This window comes from Corynebacterium nasorum (assembly GCF_022345765.1).
In the GTDB taxonomy this organism is placed as follows: Bacteria; Actinomycetota; Actinomycetes; order Mycobacteriales; family Mycobacteriaceae; genus Corynebacterium; species Corynebacterium kefirresidentii.
Map to the genome: position 1 here is coordinate 151574 of NZ_JAKRDR010000001.1, position 25190 is coordinate 176763.

Here is a 25190-nt window from a genome sequence, read left to right on the forward strand (position 1 = left end):
AAGCGTTGTGCCTTGGCTGTGGATAACAGTGCCTCGAAGCATAGTTATCCACAGCCTGGGCACTTTCCGTTTTGTACACCTTGTGCACCCCATGCTAGCTGCGGTGTTCTGTGCAGGCCGATGAATTTCACGACGCACAAGGATAAACTGCAATGCAATTTAGTTCAGAACACCACCTAGCCACGAAGAAGCCTCGCCATAAGCAAGTCTTAGGGAAAAGGGGAGAAGCCTTCGCCGCGCGCTACCTCCGTGAACGCGGGGCCGAAATTATTGCCGCTAATGTCTCTTATAGGGTAGGAGAAATTGACCTCATCGCGCGCGAGGCGGACGGAACCATCGTCTTTGTTGAGGTTAAAACGCGCGCTACTCCCAGCTTCGGGGTAGCAGAAGCCGTAACCCCGCAGAAGCTAGCGCGCCTTCGCAAGGCTGCAGCGCAGTGGCTCGATGGAAAGCCACTGTCTTCGGTGCGATTCGACGTTATAACGTTGTTGGAGCGCGGGCAGGGATTTGCGCTAGAACACTTCAAGGGGGTTGAAGATGGCTCTAGGTAATTGCTTAACGATGTCCCTCAACGGAGTTCTAGCACAGCTAGTCGATGTAGAAGCGAACGTTGGCCACGGCCTGCCAGGGATACATGTTGTGGGGCAGACGGATACCGCGATCTCTGAATCGCGGGATAGGATCAAGACTGCAGCCTTTAACTCCCACCTTCCTTGGCCCAAGACCAAGGTGGTCGTCTCGATGTCTCCAGCGTCGCTTCCCAAATCCGGTTCCCACTTTGACTTACCCATAGCGCTCGCGATCCTGGCGGCGCAGGCAGAAGGTGACTTTCCGCGCTTTGGCAATTCGCCTTCGCCCGCGAGGCGGCTGCAGCGCACCTTGGTTTTGGGAGAGCTCGGTCTCGACGGATCCGTTCGGCCCGTCGCAGGTATTATTCCGGCCCTCCTAGCCGCAAGGGAGCAGGGAATATCAACTCTTATCGTGCCGCCGGGTAACGCAGCCGAGGCAACCTTGGTGCCGGATTTGGACGTACTCGTCGCAGCATCTTTGAAAGAGGCTTTTAGCTGGGCGTGCGGAAACCGCGGGTTACCGCAGGCGGCGAGTTTTCCCGGATCGCCCGACCCCGCGCCTGCAGCTGCAGCGCGCCCGGACTTTTGCGATATCGCGGGCCAAGCGAATGCAAAATGGGCCGCCGAGGTTGCTGCGGCCGGTGGACACCACCTTATGATGATTGGCCCTCCCGGGGCGGGAAAGTCCATGATTGCCTCCCGTCTGCCCACCATCCTGCCTACACTTACCCCGGATCAGCAGGTAGAGACCACCGCGATTCATTCGCTTACCGGAACGCCAGGTGAGGTCATTGAGCATGCTCCGTTTATCGCCCCGCATGCCTCGGTTACTCGGGCCGCGCTGCTGGGTGGCGGATCCGGGTATCCGCGCCCAGGAGCGGTAAGCCTGGCTCACAATGGTGTGCTCTTCCTCGACGAGGTCAGCGAGGTTGCCGCACCGGTACTCGATGGCCTGCGTGCCCCGTTGGAAGAAGGACAAGTACGGCTAGCGCGCTCGCGCCGAGAAGTTATCTATCCCGCTCGCTTCCAATTGGTCATGGCAGCAAACCCGTGTAGGTGCTCGGCAGAAGATCCTTCGCAGTGCAGTTGTAAACCGCACGAGCGCATGAACTATCTGTCCAACCTCTCCGGTCCGCTCCGGGACCGTCTAGATATGGTGGTCACCTTAAGTGGGCAGGCGGCGACGATTAACGCGCAGGGCGAAGAAAACTCCGCAGTCATTGCCGAGCGAGTTGCCGCTGCCCGCGAGCGTGCCGCTGCGCGGTGGTGGGCGGATGGCATTTCCGCGCGGACCAATGGCGAGGTCCCTTCGTCCTACTTGCGCCGAAAGCGGCCGGCTGCAGATGCTGCAATGGTCATGTTGTCCGCCTACCTGGCGGAAGGCGAAATTTCCCAGCGCGGGGTGGACCGTGTGCTCAGGCTTTCGTGGACCTTAGCTGATTTAGCAGGAAAGATGCAGCCGGACTTGGATGAGGTGGGACGCGCACTCGACCTGCGTGGCTCCATCAACGTGGGAAGGCTCGCGGCATGAGCGAATTAGATCTCTCCACCCCTTATGCCACCTGGGTATACCTCAACCGCGTGGTAGAAGGCCCTTCCGCTGCCTTGCAGGCCCTGCTTACGCAGTATCCGGCCGAGGAAATCGCCCATGGAATCTACCATCGTGCCGAATGGATAGGACCGCTGCTTGCGCGCACGGCCTCCCGTTATGATTGGCTGCGTCAAGCGGAGGATATGGCAGCAGCAGAACGCGTTGGGGCTCGGCTCATCACGGCAGAAAGCCCAGAATGGCCAACGGAGGAGTTTGATTCCGCATTCGGCTTTTATCAAAACAGCGGGGAAGCCCCAGCTACCTTTGATGACCAAGCACTGCCGCCGCACAGCCTCTGGGTGCGTGGCGCCCCTGTGAAACAGGAGGTTGCTCAGGCTGTAGCGATTGTTGGCACTCGCGCCATTTCTCGCTATGGCTGGCAGGTAACCCAAAACGTAGTGTCCGGATTGGTTCAACACGAATGGACTCCTATATCTGGCGGCGCCCTAGGCGTTGATACCGTGGCGCATGAAACTGCTTTGCACAACAACGGGCACACGGTAGCTATAGCAGCGTGCGGCATCGATAGGGACTATCCGGCTCGCAATGCCAACCTATTTGCCAAGATCGCGGATAACGGGTGCGTTATTTCTGAATTCGCACCGGAAACCGCACCGAAGCGACACCGGTTCCTAACGCGCAATCGTTTAGTAGCAGCACTCAGTCACGGCACCGTAGTTATGGAGGCGGCTTTTCGATCCGGCGCACTTAATACTCTCAACTGGGCAGAAGCGCTAGGACGTGTGGCCATGGCTGTACCGGGGCCGATAACCACTAGCGGCTCGCTGGGCTGTCACCAGCGCATTCAGGAAGGCCGTGCACAGTTGGTCACCAGCGCCGATGAAATTCGCGCCTTAGTCAGCCGCGCCGGGGAAGTAGATCCAGGTGCACAATATGAAATCAATTTTGCGGCAACAATGACACAACGTCTCTCCCGCAATGAGTTGCGAGTCTTTGATGCAACACCGCCGCCAGGCCAAGAAAAAGCTACGGCAGAGGACATTGCCCGCGACGCGGGATTTCGTCTGCCGTTGACAGTTCACCTTTTATTGGCGTTAGAGAAGATGTGTGTCGTTGTCCGCCACGGCAATACCTGGGCGCGCAGGGAAACGGAATAGATAACCCCAGTGAAAGGCGAGTACACTGCTGTGACATGAGTGAAGATGGAGTTTCCGCGAAAGCGCCGGATATTCAAGGGCAGATGGCTGAGGCTATCGAGGATTTCGTGGATTTCCAACTGCACGTGAAAGGCCGTGCGGAGGCAACGGTACGTGGGTATCGCTCAGATCTGCGCGACCTTGCTCGCAGCGTTCCTACCTTTGCGGAATTTAACCTCAACAACCTGCGCCAATGGCTGGCAGAGGCCGTGGCGGAAGGAAAGTCGCGCTCCACCTTGGCGCGGCGCACCGCAGCGGTCAAAGGATTTTCCACTTGGGCAGTGCGCGAAGGGCACCTCGAGCGAGATGTAGCCGCACGGCTGGTCACGCCCAAGGTGGGCCGTCACCTACCGACGGTTCTATCCCCCGAGCGGGCCGGTGAGCTCATGGGCAATGCGGTTTCTGCAGACGAAGCTCACTTCCTGCGCGATAGTGCCATCTTGGAGTTGCTGTATGCCTCCGGGATGCGCGTGGCGGAGCTGGTGCGCCTAGACCTGAGCGATATTGATTTTCATCGCGGCACCTTGCACGTAACCGGTAAGGGAGATAAGCAGCGCGTGGTGCCTTTTGGTCATGCGGCGGACGACGCCTTGCGGCAGTGGATAGAAAAGGGCCGTGGACAACTCGCTGAGGAAGGAACTAAAGCCGTATTCGTAGGCAGCAGGGGAGGGCGCATTGACCAGCGCCAGGTGCGGCGCATTGTGGATAGGGCCGCCAAAGTTAGCGGTGCACAAGGGCTTACCCCGCACGGAGTGCGGCACTCGGCTGCCACCCACCTCCTAGAAGGCGGGGCAGATTTGCGGGTTGTGCAAGAACTATTGGGGCATTCCTCGCTTAATACCACGCAGATCTATACCCACGTATCTGCGCAAAGATTGCAACGCGTATATAACCAGGCGCATCCTCGAGCTTAAAGTGGCTTGAGGCGTATCACTGGCATATCCAGCAAGGTTAAAGGATCGATATAGGTATCTTTTGCAATGAGGGCGCCCCAGTGCAGGCCGGGATAGCCATCGACGGGATTGCCCAAGCGGCCAATGACTTGTCCTTCGCGAACTTCTTGGCCTTGTTTTACGGTGCCGTGTACGGGCTGATAAGTCGTCCTTACCCCGTCTGCATGGGTGATGGAAACGACCGGTTTTCCTGCCACCGTGCCGACAAACGCGACAACGCCATCTTCAGCGGCTACCACCGGAGAACCCACGGCAAGGGCCATGTCTACACCGCGGTGGCCGGGACTCCACTTTTGTTCGGGAGCTTCAAACCCGCGCAAAACCCGCGCCGGGTTTGGCTTACCCGAGGCAGGATCAACGTAGGCCGTGGCCGGCGGGCAGCACAGTAGTAGGAGGGAAGAAACGACGAGGAAGGCAGTGGTGGTGAAGGTGGGGCGTCGGAAAGCGGGCTTTGAAAAAGACACAGAAAAATGGCTCATGGGAAAAGCATTAACCAGAGGTGAGCTGTCAGAAAGCCCTTGCCTGTGGGGCTGTGGATTACGAGTAGCGGATGGTCCAATTGGGGTGAATGTGGCGCATGATGCTTAGCAGCTTCGACCCTAGTGTGAATAAGTTGTATTCGGTTTGGAAAAACCAGCGTAGAGGGATTATTCTTTGAGGCAGCAGTGTGTCCACCGTGTGGAGGCATTGACTACGCGCGGCGAAGTTGTCGCTTCCTGCTGGAAGGAAGAGACAGCCTGGCGGCTGACGTGGTCCTTGGAAACAAGGTGTCAGCGGGGCCTTCGTTGCTAGGGTGCGGAATAAAACACCGCACAATTGGAAAACCGAAAGACAAGATAAAAGAAAGCGAGCGAATCATGGCAGTTGTAACCATGCGCGAGCTCCTCGACGCTGGTGTGCACTTTGGCCACCAGACCCGTCGCTGGAATCCGAAGATGCGTCGTTTCATCTTCACTGACCGTAACGGCATCTACATCATCGACCTGCAGCAGACGCTGACCTACATTGACGAGGCTTATGAGTTCGTCAAGGAAACCGTTGCACACGGCGGCACCATCCTGTTCGTTGGTACCAAGAAGCAGGCTCAGGAAGCAGTTGCTGAGGAAGCAACCCGCGTCGGTATGCCTTACGTAAACCACCGCTGGTTGGGCGGCATGCTCACCAACTTCCAGACCGTGTCCAAGCGTCTGAAGCGCATGAAGGAGCTTCAGGCAATGGACGAGCGTGAGGACGGCTACAAGGGCCGCACCAAGAAGGAAGTTCTCATGCTCAACCGTGAGCGCGCCAAGCTCGAGCGCGTTCTGGGCGGCATCTCCGATATGGCTAAGACCCCGTCCGCTCTGTGGATTGTTGATACCAACAAGGAGCACATCGCGGTCAAGGAAGCTCACAAGCTGAACATCCCAGTTGTTGCCATCTTGGACACCAACTGCGACCCGGACGACGTTGACTTCCCGATTCCGGGCAACGACGACGCCATCCGTTCCACCAAGCTGCTTTCTGGTATCGTTGCTTCCGCTGTAGAGGAAGGCAAGAAGGCTCGTGAGGAGCGTCAGCTGGCTGCAGCCAAGGAAGCTGCCGGCGACTCTGCTGAAAAGGAAAAGCGTGACGCTGAGGCGGCTGCCGCAGCTTCCGATCCGGCTTCCGCAGAAAAGTCTGAGGAAGCATCCGCAGTCAAGGCCGAGAAGTAATCGTACTTTCTTGGTAGGAACCTCCCTTACCTGCGTTTAACTGAATACCCCACGCACTTTTGGTGTGGGGCAGCAAGGGAGTAATACCTGCCCAAGGCTGTTTACCAACCCCCGCCACCGTGCTCAAACGGCGGCGGGGGTTGGTTTTATCTATGCTGGGTGCTGCTGAAGCCAGCTCCACCTTCATGCATAGGTGAGAAAAGGGGTGGTTTCTGCCACCCTAAAGCGGCGCGATTTCACCGCGTCGACTACGCTGTTTGAACGAACACTGTTTGATTTTCAAGGAGGATCGCCCCAACTATGGCGAACTACACTGCTGCAGACGTCAAGGCACTGCGCGAAGCTACCGGCTCCGGCATGCTCGATTGCAAGAAGGCCCTGGAAGAGTCCAACGGCGACTACGATAAGGCCGTTGAGTACCTGCGCATCAAGGGCGCTAAGAACGTCTCCAAGCGCGCTGACCGCGAGGCAACCGAAGGCCTGATTGCTGTTTCTGGCAACACTATGGTCGAGATCAACTGTGAGACCGACTTCGTTGCTAAGAACGAGGCTTTCAAGACCTTCGCAGCCAAGATTGCTGACGCTGCCGCTGAGGCCAAGGCAAACTCCGCAGACGAACTCAACAACATTGAGATCGACGGCAAGAAGGTTTCCGAGGTAGTGGACGAGGAGTCCGCTAAGACCGGTGAGAAGCTGCAGGCACGCCGTGCAGTTACCGTAGAGGGTGACAACATTGCTGTTTACCTGCACCAGCGTTCCGCTGATCTGCCGCCGGCAGTGGGCGTTCTGGTTTCCTACGAGGGCAACGAGGAAGGCGCTCACGCTGCCGCCCTGCAGATTGCTGCAATGAACGCTGAGTACCTCACCCGCGAAGACGTTCCTGCAGAGATCGTCGAAAAGGAGCGCGAGATCGCTGAGGCCACTACTCGTGAGGAGGGCAAGCCGGAGGCAGCCCTGCCGAAGATCGTGGAAGGCCGCCTGAACGGCTTCTTCAAGTCCATCGTTCTGCTGGAGCAGGCTTCCTTGTCTGATAACAAGAAGACCGTAAAGCAGGTTGCGGAAGAGGCTGGTACCACCATCACTGGCTTCGTTCGCTACGAGGTTGGCGCTTAAGCACGCTCTCGCTTTTAAAACCTAGCCCACAAAGGACCGTCCTTTGTGGGCTTTGTTGTGCGCTAATGGGGTGACCGGCGCGAGGTTCTCTCTTCTCTAGGTGCCTTTTTGATGCCTAGCTTAAACCCACTGGGCTGCATCGGCAGGTGGTGTGAGGATGCGAAAGATATATGGGTAAGATGGGGCGGAGATTGAAACTGCCCCGCGTTAAGGAGACGAAGTAGGCGTGACTGCTGCAGATATTAAGCGAACCGGATATAAGCGAGTAATGCTGAAGCTGGGCGGTGAGATGTTCGGCGGCGGTAAGGTCGGTATCGATCCGGATGTGGTTGAAAACGTTGCCCGCCAAATCGCCGAGGTCTCCCGCCAAGGAATCGAGATTGCAGTGGTGATTGGCGGCGGAAACTTCTTCCGCGGCGCGGAGCTATCCCAGCGCGGTATGGACCGGGCACGCTCGGATTACATGGGCATGCTCGGCACGGTAATGAATTCCCTCGCACTGCAGGATTTCCTCAAGCAGCAAGGTGTTGATTGCCGCGTACAGACCTCCATCAACATGGCGCAGATTGCTGAGCCGTACCTGCCGCTGCGTGCTGACCGCCATTTGGAAAAGGGCCGCGTAGTTATCTTCGGCGCTGGCATGGGTATGCCGTACTTCTCCACGGATACCACCGCCGCGCAGCGCGCCTTGGAAATTGGCGCCGAGGTTCTCTTCCTAGCCAAGGCAGTCGACGGAGTCTATTCGGATGACCCGCGCACCAATCCGGATGCGGAGTTGTACTCCGAAATTACCCCGCGTGAGGTCATTGAAAAAGGCCTAAAGGTGGCAGATGCAACGGCCTTTAGCCTGTGCATGGACAATGATATGCCGATTTTGGTCTTTAACCTGCTGGAGGAGGGCAATATTGCCCGCGCAGCTGGCGGTGAAGTTATCGGCACGCTGGTGCAGTCCTAATACTGTAGCGGCTGCGAACCTGCTACCTTTTTATACAGCCACCCCTATTCGTTTAAGGATGATTTAGCCTCATGATCGATGAGATTCAGCTCGAAGCAGAAGAGCACATGACCGCTTCCGTCGAGCACACCCGCGAGCAGCTGGTGACCATTCGTACCGGCCGCGCGAACCCCGCCATGTTCAACGGCTTGGTAGCCGAATACTACGGTGTTCCCACCCCGATTACCCAAATGGCTACCATCTCCGTACCAGAGCCGCGCATGCTGCTCATCAAGCCTTATGAGCAGTCCATGATCCATGAGATTGAAAATTCCATCCGCAACTCGGATTTGGGCGTCAATCCCACCAACGATGGTCAGGTTCTTCGCGTGACTGTCCCGCAGTTGACGGAGGAACGCCGTAAAGAAATGGTGAAGCTGGCTAAGAGCAAGGGTGAGGATGGCAAGATCGCTATCCGTAATATTCGCCGCAAGGCCATGGAGCAGTTGAAGAAGCTGCAAAAGGACGGCGATGCCGGCGAGGACGAAGTCATCGCAGCAGAAAAGGAAATGGAAAAGATTACCTCCGGCTACATCGAGCAGGTAGACAGCTTGGTAGAGAATAAGGAAAACGAGCTGATGGAGGTCTAGGACCTCCGCTTTGTTGCCGCCGTGCCTGTCTCCCCGGCCGGCGGCGCTTTTTCTGTTCCAAGGCCCGCCGCTCCCACAAACGGGGCAGAGCCGGCGGAACTGAGCAAGTTAGCCGGGGAATCATACAAGACAGCGAAAGGAGCCGGTCACGGTGAGTGACGCCATAAACCGCCGATTGCCACAGCCAAAGAATGGTGCAGGCCGCGACTTGCCGGCCGCTATCGGTGTTGGCGTGGGGCTCGGCGCTCTTGTGGTGCTTGCCGTGTGGGCTGGTCCGCTGGCTTGGTATGCGGTCGTAGCGCTTGCAGTAGGCGTTGCCATGTGGGAGGTCCTCAGCCGCCTGCGGGAGCATTCCTACTATGTTCCGCGTACGCTGCTTATCATTCTGGGCCAAGCTATGGTGTGGATCTCATGGCCCCTGGGGGCGCCGGGCTTGGTAGCAGTCTATGTCACCGCGGTGCTGGCACTTATGTTTGGCCGCCTTTTCCATAACGGTCGTCATCGTCCGCCTATCAACTACTTGCGCGATATGTCCGTCGGTATTTTTGTGCTGACGTGGATTCCGCTTTTTGCCACCTTCGCAGCCATGTTGTCGCTGGTGTCGACTCCATTTTCCAGTGGGGCTGCCTCCATCGTCGTCTTTATGCTGTGCGTTGTGGCTTCCGATACCGGCGGATATGTTGCGGGCGTGATGTTTGGTTCGCACCCCATGGCACCTGCGGTGAGCCCTAAAAAATCGTGGGAGGGGTTTTGTGGGTCCATCATCTTCGGCGTGGTGACCGGTGCGCTCACGGTGAAATTTCTGCTCCATCACGATGCCTGGGTGGGTGGCCTGATGGGGCTCGGTCTAGTTATCTGTGCCACCTTGGGAGACTTGGTGGAATCCCAATTTAAGCGCGAGCTGGGTATTAAAGACATGTCGGCATTATTGCCCGGCCACGGCGGCCTCATGGACCGTTTGGATGGCATGCTACCTTCTGCCATGGTCACCTGGGTAGCGATTAGCTTCCTGTCTACGTTTACACCATAGGAACATCAGACAAACAAAAGCCGCCTCTCCCGTATAAACTGCCCGAAAAAGACGGCAGAACAGGGGAGAGGCGGCTTTTATATAGATTTATACCTGCTGCGCTTGCTTGCGTAGCTGGCGACGCAACTCAAACATGCGCCAGCCACCGACTAGCGCCATGATGAGTGCGCCGCCGATAGCAAAAATGAGGAAAGCAATTCCGGCGGGGAACTCGCCAGACCAGCCCAGGAAGTTCATAGGAACCTCGTGCTGGTTTTGCATGATGAACACAATGAGGACAATCAGCAGCAGGAATCCTACGATAAGCGCCATCCACGTGCTGGCCGCGAAAGATCCCTTCGCCTTGCCAGAGGGCTGGGTGGAGTGAGAAGTAGAGTCAGAAACGGCTGGTTCTAGGTCAGAACTAGTCTCCGGTTCAGAAGCGTTCAGCTCCGCCGAGGAGAGGTCTGCGTCGGAAGAAGAAAAATCATCTGCAGGATAATTTGGATTTGTCATGTATCCATTATTTCTTTAATCCTGTCGATTATGCCACTTGGCACGGCCTCCAATTGGAAAATCCCACGCAGACCGTGGAAAGATGGGCAATATTATGGCTCAACCAGTGAAACTTAACTTTTCCGCCCCGCGCCGCGGATTGCCTCCTAAGCATTTTGCGGACCTGACCGAAGACGAGCGCATTGACAAGCTCGCAGAAATTGGCCTACCTAAATTCCGTGCGAAGCAGCTGGCTAAGCACTATTACGAGCACTACACCGACAACGTCGAGGATATGACCGATATCCCCGCCGGCAAGCGCGAAGCAGTCAAGGAAGCCTTCTTCCCTGAGCTGATGAAACCCATCCGGACCACCTCCACGGACGACGGCGAGACCACTAAGTCCCTGTGGCGGTTGCACGACGGCACGCTACTGGAATCAGTGCTGATGCGCTACCCAGGTCGCGCTACTTTGTGTATTTCTTCCCAGGCAGGGTGCGGCATGGCCTGCCCGTTCTGCGCTACTGGCCAGGGCGGCCTTGATCGTAACTTGTCCACGGGCGAGATTGTCGAGCAATTCCGCCACGCTGCGTCCGCCATGGCTGCAGAAGGTGGGCGTTTGTCCAACGTTGTCTTTATGGGCATGGGTGAGCCGCTGGCCAACTATAAGCGCGTGGTCCAGGCCGTACGTCAGATTACTGGCCAGGATGGTACGGGTTTTGGCCTTTCCCAGCGCAACGTGACCGTCTCCACCGTGGGCTTGGCTCCGGCAATTCGCAAGCTTGCGGACGAAGACTTGGCCTGCACTCTGGCCGTTTCCTTGCACACTCCGGACGATGAGCTGCGTGACGGTCTAGTGCCGGTCAACAACCGGTGGTCTGTTGATGAGGTGCTGGATGCCGCGCGCTACTATGCGGATAAGTCCGCCCGCCGCGTGTCCATTGAGTACGCCCTGATTCGCGATAAGAATGACCAGGATTTCCGCGCCGATATGCTGGGGCGCAAGCTGCACCAGAAGTTGGGCTCCAAGGTCCACGTTAATGTTATTCCGCTGAACCCCACGCCGGGCTCAGAGTGGGATGCGGCCCCGCAAGACCGCCAGGACGAGTTCGTGCGTCGCGTGCAAGCCCAAGGCGTTCCCTGCACGGTGCGCGATACAAAGGGCGATGAGATTGCGGCGGCTTGTGGTCAGCTTGCAGCGGATGAGCGGGAAGATAAGTCAGCCTAACTGATAAGATTGGCGGACATGATTGTTCCGAATTATCCGCCACTTGCAGATGATCCGACCACGCAGGCCTTTGCCGTGCGCGGTCTGAACAAAATTTTCGCTGGACGCCCCGTGGTGTCGAATTTGAGCCTCGACATCCCGCGGGGCTCTATTTATGGCATCGTTGGCCCCAATGGCGCGGGCAAAACCACCATGTTGACTATGGCGTGTGGCCTCCTGCGCCCAAATAGCGGCGAGGCCTTTATCGCCGGGCACAATACCTGGCAGGAGCCACTGCCAGCCAAGGCGGCCATGGGCCTGCTTGTCGACGGCGCTCCGGTCTTCGACCGTTTATCGGGCCCAGAGTACTTGTTCTATCTCGGCGCATTGCGCCGCATGAATCAAGCCGAAGTCGAGCACCGCAGCGCACAGCTTTTGGATGCCTTGCAGCTTGCCGACGCCGCCGATAAACCCATCGCGGACTACTCCGCCGGCATGACTAAAAAGATACTTCTGGCGGGCGCGCTCCTGCATAACCCAGAGGTCGTGATACTAGATGAGCCCCTAGAGGCAGTGGATCCCGTTTCGGGGCAGCTTATTCAAGAGATCCTGCGCGCCTATGTCGCCCGCGGAGGCACAGTAATCCTGTCTTCACACGTTATGCAATTAGTGGAAGGCTTATGCGATCACGTGGCCATCATCGCCGGCGGCCAGGTGCTCTCCGCCGGCCACGTGGAAGAAGTGCGCCAAGGCGGCAGCCTGACGGATGCCTTCATCCACTTCGCCGGCGGAAGTGAATTTGATGCGGACTCTTTCGAGTGGTTGCGCAGCGAAGGCAGCACAACGCAGCGCGGGGAAGGGGAGTTGTAGACGCAATGACTTCGACGCTTCTCAAGCTGCACCGCACACTATGGGTGCGAAGCCTTAAAGCGAATGCTGCAGCGGTTATGATCCCGATCTGCCTTTTGCTCTATGGACTCATCGGGCTAGCATCGCTCGCCGCTCTTGCTGCGGCAGATATTTCCACCGGAACTGGGAACGTGCAAGCCTTAACCGTGGCCCCTGGTCTTGGCACGCTGGCTTTCATCGTTATCACCCTCATCATGCCCAGCGGAGAGAACCAGCTATCTGCCCGCGAGCTTTCCGCGTTTCCGCTGCGGCTGAAAGACATCACACCGGCACTCGCTATCGCCTCGGTGCTTAATCTGCGTGCCCCGGTCTCAGTCTTGCTGTCCATTGCTTATGCGGTGGCCGGAAGCGTGATCCTGGCGGCAAACGGGAAGGCATTGTTCATCTTGCCTTTCTGTCTAGGAATGCTTTTCGCCCTTGTACTGACGCTGGTGCTGGTGGATCTTGCGGTTCATGTCGGGTCAACTGTCGCGGAGCTTAGTTCCACGAAGCTTAAGGCCTTGGGCTCGGTGGCGGTGTTCGTGCTTATCTTCGGCTCGACTAAACTTTCTTCCCTCGCGGGCTCTGACTTCCCTTTGGGAACGGTAGGTGAAGGATTAGCGTGGACGCCTGTTGGAGCACCGGTGGGGTGGGCGCTTGCGCTTGCTCAGGGCGAAATGGTGGAAGCCTGCGCACAATTTCTCATCGCCGTAGTAACGCTGGGCGTAGCTGTGTGGGCGTGGCATCAATTGCTGCGGCGGCAATTCGAGCACCGTACGGTTTCCCCGTCGGCACGCAATCACCGTGAGAAGTCCAAGGGGATAAGCCGCTTTTCCCTTGGTTCCTTTTCCTATAGCAGCCCTGCTGCCATGGAATTTACGCGCTCGCTGCGCTATATTTTCCGTGACTCCCGCCTTATTGGCAGCATTATCATGCAGCCAATTCTGGCAGTCGTCTTGATTATCCAGGGCTTTGCTACTGACTCCGATTTATCTTCAGTAGGTTTGTTATTCCTCGGGCTGATAGGCGGAATCGTCGCCACCAATGATTTTGGTTATGACGGTCCAAGCCTGTGGGTAAAGATGGCCGCCCCAGTTCGTCCGCGCACGCTGCTCTACGCGCGGCACTGGGCGCACGTGGTGCTTTCAGCCATAATTGTTGTGCTCACGGCGATGCTGCTTTTTGCGCTAAGCGCGGATAAAGCTCTCACTGCCTGTTTGGTGGTTGCTGCCCTGGGAATCTTCATTTCTTCCGCCGGATTGTCATTGCTGCTCACCACCTTTAATCCCTTTGCCACCGCGCGGCCTGGCGGGAATATGTGGGCGGATAAATCCGGCTACTCGGCTAGCGCCTTCTTAAGCGCTATTTTGAGTTTGTTTATTGGCTGGACGCCCATCATCCCAGGCGTCATCCCAATGGCTATCGGCTACGGCTCGAACATGGTGCTGGTCGCGCTGGGGTTTGTACTCGTCATAGCCGTGCCTGTTGCGTGTTATGTCCTCGCACTGCGGGTCAGTGGCAAGCGCGTCGATAACACCCTGCCCGAGATCTACGCCAAGGTGGGCCACTGGGTGTCTTAAAACTCGGGCGCTTCTTAGCAAGTATCGCCCACACCGCGCTCTTGCTAAGGGTGGGTGTGGGCAGGGCGGCACCCAGCAGAGTGAGCGCTGAGTAAGGGGAGAGGCGTCGGCAAGCGGAGGCAAAAAGAAACCGCCGACCTTCGCGGGGAAGGGCGGCGGTAGCTAAAGTGTGCTGAAAGCTTAGAGCGCGTGCTTGCTGGAGGAAACCGGGGTGGCGTTGTTAGTGCCTGGCTCAACGCGCAGGTGAGAAACGCGGGAAGGCTCGATATTCAGCGCGCGCAGCTGGGAATCGCTCAGCTCGGCGTACACACCGGTGTTGGTCTTTTGATCGTAGACCCAGTCTGGCTCCTGGTGGCCCACCGGCTGGTTGCGGGCGGTCACGGTGCGCACCTGGTGCAGCTTAGGCTGGAAAGCATGAATGAGCAGGCCGATTACCAGCAGGACAGTCAGTACGACGAGCCAGACAGTCTCAACGTGGCCCTTGTGATTACCAAAGTGGTAGGCGATCAAGAAGAGAACGGAAATCCAACCGGCGATCTGCACGCCCGAGCGGCTGATGCGGGACCAACCGAATCCTGCGGATGGGACGTCCTCAGTAGAAACACCGTCATATACCTGCGGTACCGGCTTGTGGGAAGACACTTGCTCTCCTTCGCTTCTGCGTATGCCCGTCTGCGCGATGGGCGTGCGGGCACACCAATGCCATTTGTCTGCTACACATTCTAAATCATCGCGCCTTAGATGGCGATTAAACACCCCCGCCGCAGTACTGGTTACCTGCCATGCCCGCCCCGTGGTGATGGGCGCTAGGGTGGAAGGGTGACTACACAGCGAATACTCATTCTTGGTTCCACCGGTTCAATCGGCACGCAGGCTCTGGAAGTTATTGCGGATAATCCCGATAAATTCGAGGTAGTGGGAATCGCGGCGGGCGGCTCCAACCCGCAGCTCATCATTGAACAGGCTCGTCGCCTCAACCTTTCGTTTGACCACGTTGCAGTGGCTAAAGAGGATGCTGCTGCCGAGGTTTCCGCTGCCTTAGGCGGTTCGGTATTAAGTGGCGCCGATGCTGCAGAGAACCTAGTGCGTTCGACTCCGGCCGATACTGTGCTCAATGCTCTAGTGGGATCCCTCGGCCTTAAAGCCACTCTAGCGACGCTGGAGATGGGGGAGTACTTGGCCTTGGCCAATAAGGAATCCCTCGTTGCCGGTGGCACGCTCGTCACCCAGGCCGCGCGCCCTGGTCAAATCATTCCCGTCGATTCGGAACATTCCGCCATGGCGCAGTGTCTGCGCGCCGGCGAGGAAGGGGAGCTGGACAAGCTTGTTCTTACCGCCTCAGGCGGTCCCTTCCGTGGTTGGTCGCGCGAAGAGATGTGGGATGTGACTCCCGGGCAGGCAGCCCAGCACCCCACCTGGTCGATGGGCCAGATGAATACCCTCAATTCAGCAACGCTCATCAATAAAGGTCTAGAGCTAATTGAGGCGACGCTGCTCTTTGACATCGACCCTGAGCGTATCGATGTCACCGTGCATCCACAGTCCATTATTCACTCTATGGCTACTTTCAAAGATGGCTGCACCATCGCCCAAGTTTCGCCGCCGTCGATGAAGCTGCCGATTTCGCTGGCGCTGAATTGGCCGCACCGCGTGCCAGGTGCGCAGCCTTCCTTAGATTTTGCGCAGGCGCATGAGTGGCGCTTTGAGCCGCTTGACGATGCCGCCTTTCCCGCCGTCGATCTCGCCCGCCGTGCCGCGGCCGAGGGAACGGGGGTCATTTATAACGCCGCCAATGAGGAAGCGGCGGCCGCATTTTTATCCGGGCGTATCCACTTCCCAGAAATCGTGGACGTAGTGGGCAAGGTCCTTGATTCCGCTTCTGAGTTTGCTGGTGTAGTCTCTAGCCTCGATGAAATCCTCGCAGTAGAAGGCGAGGCGCGCAGGCGCGCGAATGCGCTGATTGATTCGCTGGCTGACTAGAAAGCTTTTCACACCATGGCAAATTTGCTGGGCATTGTGTTTTTCGCCCTTGGCATCGGGCTTACCGTAGCGCTGCATGAAGCAGGCCATATGCTTAGCGCGCGTGCCTTTGGTATGCGCGTGCGCCGCTACTTTATCGGCTTTGGTCCGCGCGTATTTTCCTTCCGGAAGGGGCACACGGAATACGGGCTGGCGGCCTTCCCTGTGGGCGGCTTTTGCGATATCGCCGGAATGACTGCCCAGGATGAATTCCTCACCGAGGACGAAGAACCCCACGCCATGTATAAAAAGCCATGGTGGCAGCGCATCATTGTGATGGCAGGCGGTATTGTCGTCAACCTGATTTTGGGCTTTGTCATTCTCTATTTTGTCGCGATGACGGCTGGCCTGCCCAACCCGGATGCCGATGTGCGCCCCCGCGTAGGCGAGGTGACCTGCTCGGCCAATCAGAAGCCGAACCAAGAGCTGGAAAAGTGTACGGGTCCAGGCCCCGCCGGAAAGGCCGGTGTGCGGGAAGGCGATATCATCGTCGCCTTCGAGGGCCAGAAGATAGACTCTTTTACCCAGCTGCGCGATGAGGTAATGCAGCGTCCTGGTGACACCATCACGCTGACAGTTGAGCGCGATGGAAAAGATAAAGACATCCCAGTCCACCTGGATACCGTTAAGCGGCTCAATAAGGACGGAGAACTTATAGATGCCGGTTCTATCGGGTTGAGCAATCAGCTTATCGACGTCGTCGAAAAGCACGGCCCTGTTGACGCGCTACCAGCAACGTGGCGGTTTAGTACCTACTCGTTGGAAGCAACGGTAGATGGCCTCAAGCAATTTCCTGGCAAGGTGCCGGGCGTGGTGGCCTCCATCTTTGGCCACGAACGCGAAGCTGACGGCCCGATGTCCGTTGTCGGCGCTTCCCGTGTGGGCGGCGAATTGGCGGAGCGTTCCCTGTGGTCGATGTTCTTTATGATGCTGGCAACGCTGAACTTCTTCCTCGCTCTATTTAACCTAGTTCCGTTGCCGCCTTTCGACGGCGGGCATATCGCCGTCATCATCTATGAAAAGCTGCGCGATGGTATCCGCAAGCTCGCGGGCAAGCCGGCCTTGGGCCCGGCCGATTACACCAAGTTGATGCCGGTGACCTATGTGATGGCCGCACTGCTGATGGGCGTCGGCATCATCGTTATCGTCGCCGATGTAGTTAACCCTATCCGGCTATTTGGTTAGCAGCCGTGTCCTCACAGCGCGCACTTCAGGCATAAAGCAAGCAGTGCTAGAGTGGGGGCGTTAATCACCCACCTTATAAATTTCTGTGCTTCAACAAGGAGAATTCATGTCGACCCCCATCGGTCTAGGAATCCCAGACGGCCCGCCACCAGTACTGCACCCGCGCCGTAAGACTCGGCAGTTGCAGGTGGGCCCGGTCGGTGTCGGCTCGGACTCACCAATTTCGGTGCAGTCGATGACCAATACGAAGACGCACGACATCAATGGCACACTGCAGCAGATTGCGCAGCTGACCGCTTCCGGCTGCGATATCGTGCGTGTGGCTTGTCCTAAGCCCATCGATGCGGAAGCACTTCCGGCCATTGCTAAGAAGTCGCCCATCCCGGTGATTGCGGATATCCACTTCCAGCCTAAGTACATCTTCCAAGCCATCGATGCCGGCTGTGCCGCCATCCGTGTTAACCCGGGCAATATCCGCGAGTTCGACGGTCGCGTGAAGGAAGTTGCAAAGGCTGCAGGCGATGCCGGCATTCCTATCCGCATCGGCGTTAATGGTGGTTCTTTGGATAAGCGCCTGCTGGAAAAGTACGGCAAAGCCACCCCGGAGGCACTCGTCGAGTCCGCCATTTGGGAAGCTGGCCTGTTTGAGGAGCACGGCTACGGCGATATCGCTATTTCCGTCAAGCACTCCGACCCTGTCCTGATGGTGGAGGCGTACCGCCAGCTGGCGGAAAAGACTGACTATCCGTTGCACTTGGGTGTGACCGAGGCAGGCCCGAAGTTCATGGGAACCATCAAGTCCTCGGTTGCCTTCGGCGCGCTACTGGCAGAGGGCATTGGCGATACCATTCGCGTGTCCTTGTCCGCGCCGCCAGTAGAGGAGATCAAGGTAGGCGACCAGATCTTGCAGTCGCTCAATTTGCGCCCGCGCAAGTTGGAGATCGTGTCCTGCCCTTCCTGCGGCCGCGCTCAGGTGGACGTCTACAAGCTGGCAGAGGAAGTTACCGCTGGCTTGGAGGGCATGGAGTTCCCGCTGCGCGTTGCCGTTATGGGTTGCGTTGTCAACGGTCCGGGCGAGGCACGCGATGCTGACCTCGGCGTTGCTTCCGGCAATGGTAAGGGCCAGATCTTTGTCAAGGGCGAGGTCGTTCGCACCGTGCCGGAAGACAAGATTGTAGAAACCCTCATTGAAGAAGCCATGCGCATTGCCGATGAGCAGGGCATGGAGGCCGTGGAAGGCGCTAAGGCTGAGGTTCGCGTAACCCAGTAATCCACCCACATTAAGTAGACTGCCCCGCACTTCGGTGTGGGGCAGTCTTTTTTAGCTCTTGCGCTGCTAGAGTGCCAAGACATGAAGAAGTTGGTCGCGCTGGTTGCAACTATCACGCTCGCTTCCACCAGCGTGGTTGCTTGTACCCCGAAGCCGGTATCTGCAGAACCGGTTGCGGAGGAATTCCTCGAAGGGATGGAATCTCGCAATAACGACGGTTTGGCCGCGCTTACCGATTCCCCCTCTGACGCCACCGCCGCCCTGGACGCCACCTACTCCGGCCTGCAGGCCGAGGGGCTCGATATTGAGCTAGAAGGTGTCGATCAAGACGAGAACCTCGCTACGGCGAACTACAAGGTCACCTGGGATCTGCCCAAGGAACGCACCTTGAGCTATGACACGCAGATGACGCTTACTAAGACCGAGGATGAGTGGACGGTGCGCTGGAAGCCGAGCCTTATCCACCCAGACTTGGGCGCAAACCAGCACTTGGAACTGCGCGCATTGGAGGCAAAGCGTGCCAGCGTGGTCTCTTCCAATGGAGTGGAATTGATGAGCCCAGGGCTGAACTACCGGCTGGTGGTAGATACCAGTTCCTTGGAGGATGTGCGCCCTACCGCGGCAAAGATTAGCGGTGCGTTGGCAGCTGCCCATCGTCAGGATGATTCAATTGCAGAGATTGATGCCAAGGATTTGGCCAAGAAATTGGAGGATGCGGATGGTTCTTTCTCCGTAACTATGTTCACAGAAGACCAAGCCAAGGCTGTGCGTCCCAAGGTGGAAGGCATGGACGGTGTGCGCCTCAACGAGGAGCCAGCCTTGGTTACCCGCAACCGCGGTCTTGCGCCCGATCTCATGTCGCGCGTGCGTTCTGCGGTCCAAGACGAGGTCGATGGTCAAACTGGCTGGTCCATTTCCGTGGTCAATGAAAATGGTGCGGCACTCTCGGACGTCGAAAAGCATGATCCCAATGCTGCGCCATCGATCAAGGTTGGTCTCGATTACGATGTGCAGCGCGCCGCGCAAGAAGCGGTAAACGAGCGTGCCGATTCGCAGGCAATGCTCGTAGCCATCCGACCTTCCAATGGCGATATTTTGGCCGTAGCGCAAACCGAGAAGGCTGATGAGGACGGCGACGTCGCCCTCCAAGGCCAGTACCCACCCGGTTCTGTTTTCAAAATTCTCACCGCCGCGGCTGGCGTGGACAAACAGGGCCTAAATACCGATACCATCGTTCCGTGCCCGGGCACTATGGATATCTATGGCCGCGTAGTGACCAACTACAATTCCTTTTCTTTGGGCAGTGTTCCGCTTAGCCAAGCCTTCGCGCAGTCCTGTAACACCACCTTTGCGGATATCTCCACCAAGCTCAAGCCTGGTGAGTTGAAGGACATGGGCAAGAAATTCGGCTTCGGCGTTGAGTATGACATCCCCGGGTTGACGACCATCACTGGCTCTATTCCAGACGGAAAGGATCCATTGGAGCGCACTGAATCCGGATATGGTCAGGGCTACGACTTGGCAAGTCCTTTTGGCATGGCCCTTGTTTCTGCCACGGTTGCCAACGGCAAGACGCCTACACCGACGCTTATCGAGGGGCACAAGACCAAAGCATCCGATAAACCGCAGCAGATTCCCAAGCCCGTGTTGGACAATGTCCGTGCCATGATGCGCCAAGTGGTCACCAGCGGTACCGCGCGCAGCATGGCTGCTGGCGGCACCATTTATGGCAAGACCGGTGAGGCGGAAATCAATGAAGGCTCGCACGCCTGGTTTACCGGCTACCGGGAAGAAGATGATATTGCCTTTGCCACCCTCGTGGTTTTGGGTGGCGGCTCCGATGCCTCGGTCAATATCACCAGCAATTTCTTGCAGAAGGTCGATGCCTACCGCTCCGGTCCGCACGAAGGGGCAGCGCCGCCGGCCGAGGGGTAGCGCGGCCACGCTACCCCTATGGTCGCGCTCCCGACCCCGGCTCTCGCCTTTGCGGTGGAGAGGACTACCATGGGAAACTATGAGCAATCGAGGAAAGCTAAAGCCAGGCAAGCCCACTCCGATCCTCACCGTTCCGGAAAGCATTGAGCGCCCAGAGTACGTGTGGAAGGACGAGGTACAAGAGGGCATTGGCGAGCCCTATGTCCAGTCCCCAGAGGTCATTGAGAAGATGCGCGAGGCCTGCAAGATTGCGGCCAACGCCCTCAAGGAGGCTGGAAAGGCCGTTAAGCCGGGGGTAACTACTGATTATGTAGACCGCGTGGCACACGAATACATGTGTGACCACGGCGCTTACCCTTCTACGCTGGGGTACCGTGGCTTCCCTAAGTCCAGCTGCGTATCCCTTAATGAGATTGTCTGCCACGGCATCCCAGACACCACCGTGATTGAAGATGGCGACATCGTCAATATTGATACCACCGCGTATAAGAACGGGGTGCATGGTGATAATAACGCGACCTTCCTTGCCGGTAATGTCTCCGAGGAGCACCGCCTGCTGGTAGAGCGCACGAAAGAGGCCACGATGCGCGGCATTAAGGCTGCCAAGCCTGGCCGTGAGATTAACGTCATCGGTCGAGTTATCGAGTCTTATGCCAAGCGTTTTGGTTATAACGTCGTGCGCGACTTTACCGGCCACGGCGTCGGCCCGACTTTCCACAACGGCCTAGTTGTCTTGCATCATGACTCGACCGTCTACCGCGATATCCTCGAGCCGGGTATGACGCTTACCGTCGAGCCGATGATTAATCTTGGCTCGCTGGATTACGAGATCTGGGATGATGACTGGACTGTCCAAAACACGGACGGCAAGTTCACCGCCCAGTTTGAGCACACCCTCGTCATTACTGAGGACGGCAACGAAATCCTTACCATCCCCGATGAGGACTAAGCTTCGCTAACGAAGGCCGCCACCACGACCCCAAGCGGGGAAGTGGAGGCGGCCTTTTGCGTACTTTGCTTGCCGACGTCCCGCGCAGGGCATCAGCACTCAGCACGTAGCTGCACATAGCAAAGGGGCCCCGTTCTTAAAACGGGGCCCCTGCAAGCCCTAGCTATCTAGAGCCAATCTGCGGCTAATAATTAGCGGCGGAAGATTGGGTCCAAGATGTGCTGCGGGACGATGCCGGTGTAAACGGCGTAGTTGTAAGCGCCGATGATTGCGCCGACAATGGAGGTGATGCCCAGTGCGGTAGCACCCTTCTTCCAGTTGGAAGCCCACTCCGGGATGTTTTCGGAGGTTTCGGTGCCGAACATGTCCTCGCCGGTGACCTGGTTGTCAGGAGTTACGACAGGCTTGCCGTCCTCGCCCTCGGTCCATGCGCCCCAGTCCTTGCCTAGCTGGGTGAGGGAGTTGGAAGAAGAGGAGGAGGTGGTGTTCTCGTTGGTGGAGGGGGTCTCTGCAGAAGCAACTGCGGTGCCGCCGAATGCTACGGTGACTGCGGTAGCAGCAGCAACGGCTGCGGTGCGGAAGTTACGCATTATGAAAAGTACCTTTCGGAAGTTTTGATGAAGCCGAGTGGCTGTTGCTTAGAAGGAAGGGCCGTGTACGAAGAAGTTGTAAACAGGGCCGATGATGCCGCCGAGCAGAGCGCCAACGCCTGCTAGGACGGTTGCACCGTAGAAGACCTTTGCCCATGCTGGCTGGCCGGAGAAGTCCTTGGAAGAACCGAAGATGCCAACGGCGTTAGCTGCCTGGTCGCCCTCGAGCTTGTGGCCAAGCTCGGAGGACAGGGAGCCGCCGGACTTGCCGTTGTCGTCGTCGCCGCCCTTTGCGGTGTTGGATGGGTTCTGCGGCTGGACGGTGATTTCGTTGCCGTTCTGGTTGACGGTCTCGTCAGCGGAAGCAACGGTGGTGCCACCGAAGGCAACGGCGAGAGCGGTTGCGCCAGCGATAGCTGCATTGCGGATACGCATATCAAAATTCCTTAAAAGTCGTACTTGCAAGGCTTCCACACTGGGAAACCAAAGTGTTATTGAATGTGCAGGGAACATACAGAAACACGCGGTAGCCGTGTTCGTATCGGCTCGATCCGGTGCCCCCAGTGAATCTAGTAAAACCCTTGTCCTTTTGCGCGTCAAAGACCGGAATTTCATCCATTAAATTAACGTGTGTCCCTAAGTGGTGGTGAATTTCCTGCAGTCACGAATGTGACTTCCTTGGCGTGAAATGGGAATATGCCCTGGAAGCTGGGAAAAATCTGGGTATGTGTGAGAAAGGTCACGTAACAATTTACTTTTGCCACTCCAGTCCCAAAAGGGCGTTTTCCACTACTTCTGGTAGTGCGGGGTGAATCCAATATTGGTTGCGGGTGAACTCCCGCATGTCCAACGAGTAGGCCATCGCGGTAATCAATTGCTGGATGAGGGTAGAAGCCTGCGGTCCCATCAGGTGAGCGCCGAGAAGCTGCCCGGTAGCGCGGTCTGCCACTAGCTTGCATATACCGGTTTTATCTTCCATGGCCCAGCCGTAGGCAACATCGCCAAAGTTCTGCACCTTGACGGTGACATCGAAGCCTTCCTCGCGAGCCTGCTTTTCGGTCCGGCCCACCGTTGCGATCTGCGGGTGGGTAAAGACGGCGGCAGGGACATTGTCATGGGGGAGCGGGCGGAGGTCTTCTGGGTGCAGCAGGTTGTGCTGTACGGAGCGCATCTCGGCATTGGCTACGTGCTTGAGCATGTACGGCGAAGAGACGTCGCCAAGCGCCCATACTCCCTCGGCAGTGGTGCGGCCGAACTCATCGGTTTTTACGCGGCCGTCGGCAAGCAGCTCAATGCCTGCCTTATCCACATCCATCTGATCGCCATTGGGGGTGCGCCCAGTGGCAACCAGAATGGCCTCTGCCTCAATAGAGGTGCCATCATCTAGCTCCAACCGCACTCCCTTGTCGGTCTTCTCGAGCTGGGCGCCATTGGCAATGCGGACGTCGAAGCGGTCGCGAGCAATCTGATTGAAGCGACTAGATAGATCATCATCAAGGTGGCGCAGCAAACTCTCGGAGCGATTGACCACGGTGACCTCCGTGCCGAGCCCGTCAAAGACATGGGCAAACTCCATGGCGATATAGCCACCGCCCACCACAATGAGGCTTTGTGGCTGATGGTCCATGCGCATGATGTCTTCATTGGTGTAGTACTTCACGCCAGACTTGGCATAGACCTCTGGAATGACCGGGCGGGAGCCGGCCGCGATGACGATTTGCTCGCCAGTGATGACATGTTCGCCGGTCTGAATAGTCTTCGGGCCAATAAAGCGGGCGTGCTCGTCAAATACGGTGATATTTGGGGTTTCCTCCCCGCGGCGGTACTGCTCGCCGCCCTTGGCAATCTGGTCGATGCGGTTGGTGAAGACGCGGTCCACGATGGAAGCCCAATCCACGCTATTGACCTGAGCATCTAGGCCTAGACGGCCAGCCTCGCGCGCGGCCAAGGCGATATCGGCGGCATAGACATACATTTTAGTGGGAATGCAGCCCACGTTGAGGCAGGTACCGCCAAAAGTACCCTTTTCAATGATGGCGATCTTTTGGTCATCAAACTCCGGGCTAGGGATGGAGTTTCCGGAGCCGGTGCCGATGATGATGAGGTCAAAATGTTCCTCGGCCGCGGGCGTATGGTTCTGGTGTGAAGAAGTCACGTTTATTCCTTATATATAGGGATTAAATTACTGGACGGGTTTAGCGGAATCTAAGACGGTGGGCAACCACTCATCGCAGGCGTTGAAGGCCTCTTGCAGCGGATCCGGAAGGGATAGAAAAACATCGTGCCTAGCGCCCTTGATGGGGTGCAAGGTGTAGTGAGCGCTTAGTTCCTTTGCCCAGCGGCGCGTTTGGGCAACGTCGATGATGACATCCGCGTGGTTCGCGCTATCGGAATAAGGCCGGCCCAGTTGAGTGCGAGTGGACTGCAGCGTCAAAATTGGTACGCCGGCATCGATACGACCGCTATGGATGGCATCAAAGCCATGGAATACTGCGGCTAGCCAGCCAACATACTTCTTATGGCCAGCCAGTGGCTTAAAGTGGAGGTCAAAATCCCACTCGCCGTAGAAATCTTGGTGAACAGACTCGCCGTAGGCGGTGAAGTTGCCACCGGGCAGGGGAGTCCTGGGGACGATGCGGCCAAGTGCGTACAACAGCGGTTTGAGCGGGGTAAGAACCTGGCCGGGCACGCCCATCATGTCGAGCCACGGGCTATTGAGGATGAGCCCCTTCAAGCGCTGGTGGCGTTCGTAGTCGGTTCGGCGCAGATGATCCATCCATAGCGGGGCGATGAGGCCACCGGTGGAGTGAGCGATGAAGATAACCTCATCATTAGGGATGGCATCGAGTGCAGCGGTGAGGTCAGCAAAGTAGAACGCCAAGTCCGATACATAGTGCCATGACTGGCCGGAGCGGCGCGAGCGACCACACTTGCGCAGATCGACAGCGTAAAAGTCATAACCTTGGGCGGCAAAGTGCTCGGCTACGTGGGTGTGGAAGAAATAGTCGGTCATACCGTGTAGCCACACCAATGCTGGGCGCGATGAGGCAGCGGATGGTTCGCGTGCCGCATCGCCCGCCTGCTGGGGCGCGTAGTGCACCAGCGTGGTGGCCACGTTGCCCTCGCCGTCGGGGTCGACGCCTAAGTCAATGGTGGCAGCTTCATAGTCGGGGCCGAGTTTGTCCGGGCCCCATACCGGGGAGTGTGTAACCATGCCTCGATTCTAGGTGTAATAAAGGATTTATGGTGCTGGTGCTGGGGTGTAGATAGTGGGGGCGGAAATTCCCACATTTTTGTCACTGGTCTGGGGGAGAAATCCCAAATTGCATAAGAAAAGCGTAGAGTAAGGCCTTAACGCGTGACGCACTGCCAGGTTGTCTTAGTGCAACGATGGTGGCGCGGGGC

The 25190-nt window shown here is 57.5% G+C and carries 24 protein-coding genes; 17 read left to right on the forward strand and 7 right to left on the reverse strand.

All coding sequences use genetic code 11. The features are described from left to right. Positions 1–152: 152 nt before the first annotated feature. From MHK04_RS00710 to MHK04_RS00725, 4 genes are read left to right on the forward strand one after another with little or no spacing between them, the layout of a single operon-like run. Positions 153–551, forward strand: coding sequence for a YraN family protein (locus tag MHK04_RS00710; protein ID WP_086587468.1), 399 nt, complete (start codon positions 153–155; stop codon positions 549–551). Further along, a complete protein-coding gene (locus MHK04_RS00715; RefSeq protein WP_239207567.1) occupies positions 538–2100 on the forward strand; it encodes a YifB family Mg chelatase-like AAA ATPase in 1563 nt (520 codons plus the stop codon). The genes MHK04_RS00710 and MHK04_RS00715 overlap by 14 nt, the downstream gene beginning before the upstream one ends. After that, positions 2097–3278, forward strand: coding sequence for a DNA-processing protein DprA (gene dprA / locus MHK04_RS00720; protein ID WP_239207568.1), 1182 nt, complete (start codon positions 2097–2099; stop codon positions 3276–3278). The genes MHK04_RS00715 and dprA overlap by 4 nt, the downstream gene beginning before the upstream one ends. A 35-nt stretch (positions 3279–3313) precedes the next feature. Next, positions 3314–4231 carry a tyrosine recombinase XerC gene (locus tag MHK04_RS00725; protein ID WP_239207569.1) on the forward strand — a complete coding sequence of 306 codons (918 nt, stop codon included), beginning with the start codon at positions 3314–3316 and terminating at the stop codon, positions 4229–4231. Here MHK04_RS00725 and MHK04_RS00730 read toward each other — a convergent pair. Then, on the reverse strand, positions 4228–4749 hold the full coding sequence (locus tag MHK04_RS00730; RefSeq protein ID WP_023021299.1) for a M23 family metallopeptidase: 522 nt from the start codon (positions 4747–4749) through the stop codon (positions 4228–4230). The two genes, MHK04_RS00725 and MHK04_RS00730, sit on opposite strands and share 4 nt — an antisense overlap. A 378-nt stretch (positions 4750–5127) precedes the next feature. Here MHK04_RS00730 and rpsB point away from each other — a divergent pair, with 378 nt between their 5' ends. From rpsB to MHK04_RS00755, 5 genes are all read left to right on the forward strand, one after another. Next, on the forward strand, positions 5128–5961 hold the full coding sequence (gene rpsB, locus MHK04_RS00735) for a 30S ribosomal protein S2 (RefSeq protein WP_239207570.1): 834 nt from the start codon (positions 5128–5130) through the stop codon (positions 5959–5961). Positions 5962–6261: 300 nt separating this feature from the next. After that, positions 6262–7074: a translation elongation factor Ts gene (tsf, locus tag MHK04_RS00740; protein ID WP_023021300.1), complete on the forward strand. Its 813-nt coding sequence runs from the start codon at positions 6262–6264 to the stop codon at positions 7072–7074. A 268-nt stretch (positions 7075–7342) separates the two neighbouring features. Then, positions 7343–8029 (forward strand): UMP kinase, encoded by a 687-nt coding sequence (pyrH, locus tag MHK04_RS00745; RefSeq protein WP_023027755.1) that lies wholly within the window; start codon positions 7343–7345, stop codon positions 8027–8029. Between the two features lie 71 nt (positions 8030–8100). Further along, positions 8101–8658, forward strand: a complete 558-nt coding sequence (gene frr / locus MHK04_RS00750) for a ribosome recycling factor (protein WP_023021301.1) — start codon at positions 8101–8103, stop codon at positions 8656–8658. Between the two features lie 151 nt (positions 8659–8809). Then, positions 8810–9688, forward strand: a complete 879-nt coding sequence (locus tag MHK04_RS00755) for a phosphatidate cytidylyltransferase (protein ID WP_023021302.1) — start codon at positions 8810–8812, stop codon at positions 9686–9688. A gap of 87 nt (positions 9689–9775) precedes the next feature. Here MHK04_RS00755 and MHK04_RS00760 read toward each other — a convergent pair whose 3' ends face one another. Next, complete coding sequence (locus MHK04_RS00760) at positions 9776–10183, reverse strand: LapA family protein (RefSeq protein ID WP_200288924.1); 408 nt, start codon at positions 10181–10183, stop codon at positions 9776–9778. Between the two features lie 94 nt (positions 10184–10277). Between MHK04_RS00760 and rlmN the strand changes: the two genes are divergently transcribed. Genes rlmN through MHK04_RS00775 form a run of 3 tightly spaced genes read left to right on the forward strand, consistent with a single transcriptional unit; the run spans position 10278 to position 13837 of the window. Beyond that, positions 10278–11390 carry a dual-specificity RNA methyltransferase RlmN gene (rlmN, locus tag MHK04_RS00765; protein WP_023021304.1) on the forward strand — a complete coding sequence of 371 codons (1113 nt, stop codon included), beginning with the start codon at positions 10278–10280 and terminating at the stop codon, positions 11388–11390. An 18-nt stretch (positions 11391–11408) separates the two neighbouring features. After that, entirely contained in the window at positions 11409–12239 is an 831-nt protein-coding gene (locus tag MHK04_RS00770; RefSeq protein WP_239207571.1) for an ABC transporter ATP-binding protein, read from the forward strand. A 5-nt stretch (positions 12240–12244) separates the two neighbouring features. Beyond that, positions 12245–13837 (forward strand): hypothetical protein, encoded by a 1593-nt coding sequence (locus tag MHK04_RS00775; RefSeq protein ID WP_200288926.1) that lies wholly within the window; start codon positions 12245–12247, stop codon positions 13835–13837. A gap of 180 nt (positions 13838–14017) precedes the next feature. Here MHK04_RS00775 and MHK04_RS00780 read toward each other — a convergent pair whose 3' ends face one another. After that, on the reverse strand, positions 14018–14479 hold the full coding sequence (locus MHK04_RS00780; protein ID WP_023021307.1) for a DUF2631 domain-containing protein: 462 nt from the start codon (positions 14477–14479) through the stop codon (positions 14018–14020). Positions 14480–14656: 177 nt separating this feature from the next. On the opposite strand from MHK04_RS00780, the gene dxr reads away from it, so the two are divergent. From dxr to map, 5 genes are all read left to right on the forward strand, one after another. Beyond that, positions 14657–15817 (forward strand): 1-deoxy-D-xylulose-5-phosphate reductoisomerase, encoded by a 1161-nt coding sequence (gene dxr / locus MHK04_RS00785; protein WP_239207572.1) that lies wholly within the window; start codon positions 14657–14659, stop codon positions 15815–15817. Between the two features lie 15 nt (positions 15818–15832). Then, positions 15833–17041, forward strand: coding sequence for a M50 family metallopeptidase (locus MHK04_RS00790; protein ID WP_239207573.1), 1209 nt, complete (start codon positions 15833–15835; stop codon positions 17039–17041). Positions 17042–17147: 106 nt separating this feature from the next. Further along, complete coding sequence (ispG, locus tag MHK04_RS00795; protein ID WP_023021310.1) at positions 17148–18311, forward strand: flavodoxin-dependent (E)-4-hydroxy-3-methylbut-2-enyl-diphosphate synthase; 1164 nt, start codon at positions 17148–17150, stop codon at positions 18309–18311. A gap of 81 nt (positions 18312–18392) precedes the next feature. Beyond that, on the forward strand, positions 18393–20246 hold the full coding sequence (locus tag MHK04_RS00800; protein ID WP_239207574.1) for a penicillin-binding transpeptidase domain-containing protein: 1854 nt from the start codon (positions 18393–18395) through the stop codon (positions 20244–20246). Positions 20247–20325: 79 nt separating this feature from the next. Next, positions 20326–21195: a type I methionyl aminopeptidase gene (map, locus tag MHK04_RS00805; RefSeq protein WP_239207575.1), complete on the forward strand. Its 870-nt coding sequence runs from the start codon at positions 20326–20328 to the stop codon at positions 21193–21195. 191 nt (positions 21196–21386) lie between these two features. On the opposite strand, the gene MHK04_RS00810 is transcribed toward map, so the two are convergent. From MHK04_RS00810 to MHK04_RS00825, 4 genes are all read right to left on the reverse strand, one after another. Next, positions 21387–21785 (reverse strand): hypothetical protein, encoded by a 399-nt coding sequence (locus MHK04_RS00810; protein WP_239207576.1) that lies wholly within the window; start codon positions 21783–21785, stop codon positions 21387–21389. A gap of 48 nt (positions 21786–21833) precedes the next feature. Next, positions 21834–22220, reverse strand: coding sequence for a hypothetical protein (locus tag MHK04_RS00815; protein ID WP_239207577.1), 387 nt, complete (start codon positions 22218–22220; stop codon positions 21834–21836). 316 nt (positions 22221–22536) lie between these two features. Continuing rightward, entirely contained in the window at positions 22537–23940 is a 1404-nt protein-coding gene (mtr, locus tag MHK04_RS00820; protein ID WP_239207578.1) for a mycothione reductase, read from the reverse strand. A 27-nt stretch (positions 23941–23967) separates the two neighbouring features. Further along, positions 23968–24999, reverse strand: a complete 1032-nt coding sequence (locus MHK04_RS00825; RefSeq protein WP_239207579.1) for an alpha/beta hydrolase — start codon at positions 24997–24999, stop codon at positions 23968–23970. Positions 25000–25190: the final 191 nt, after the last annotated feature.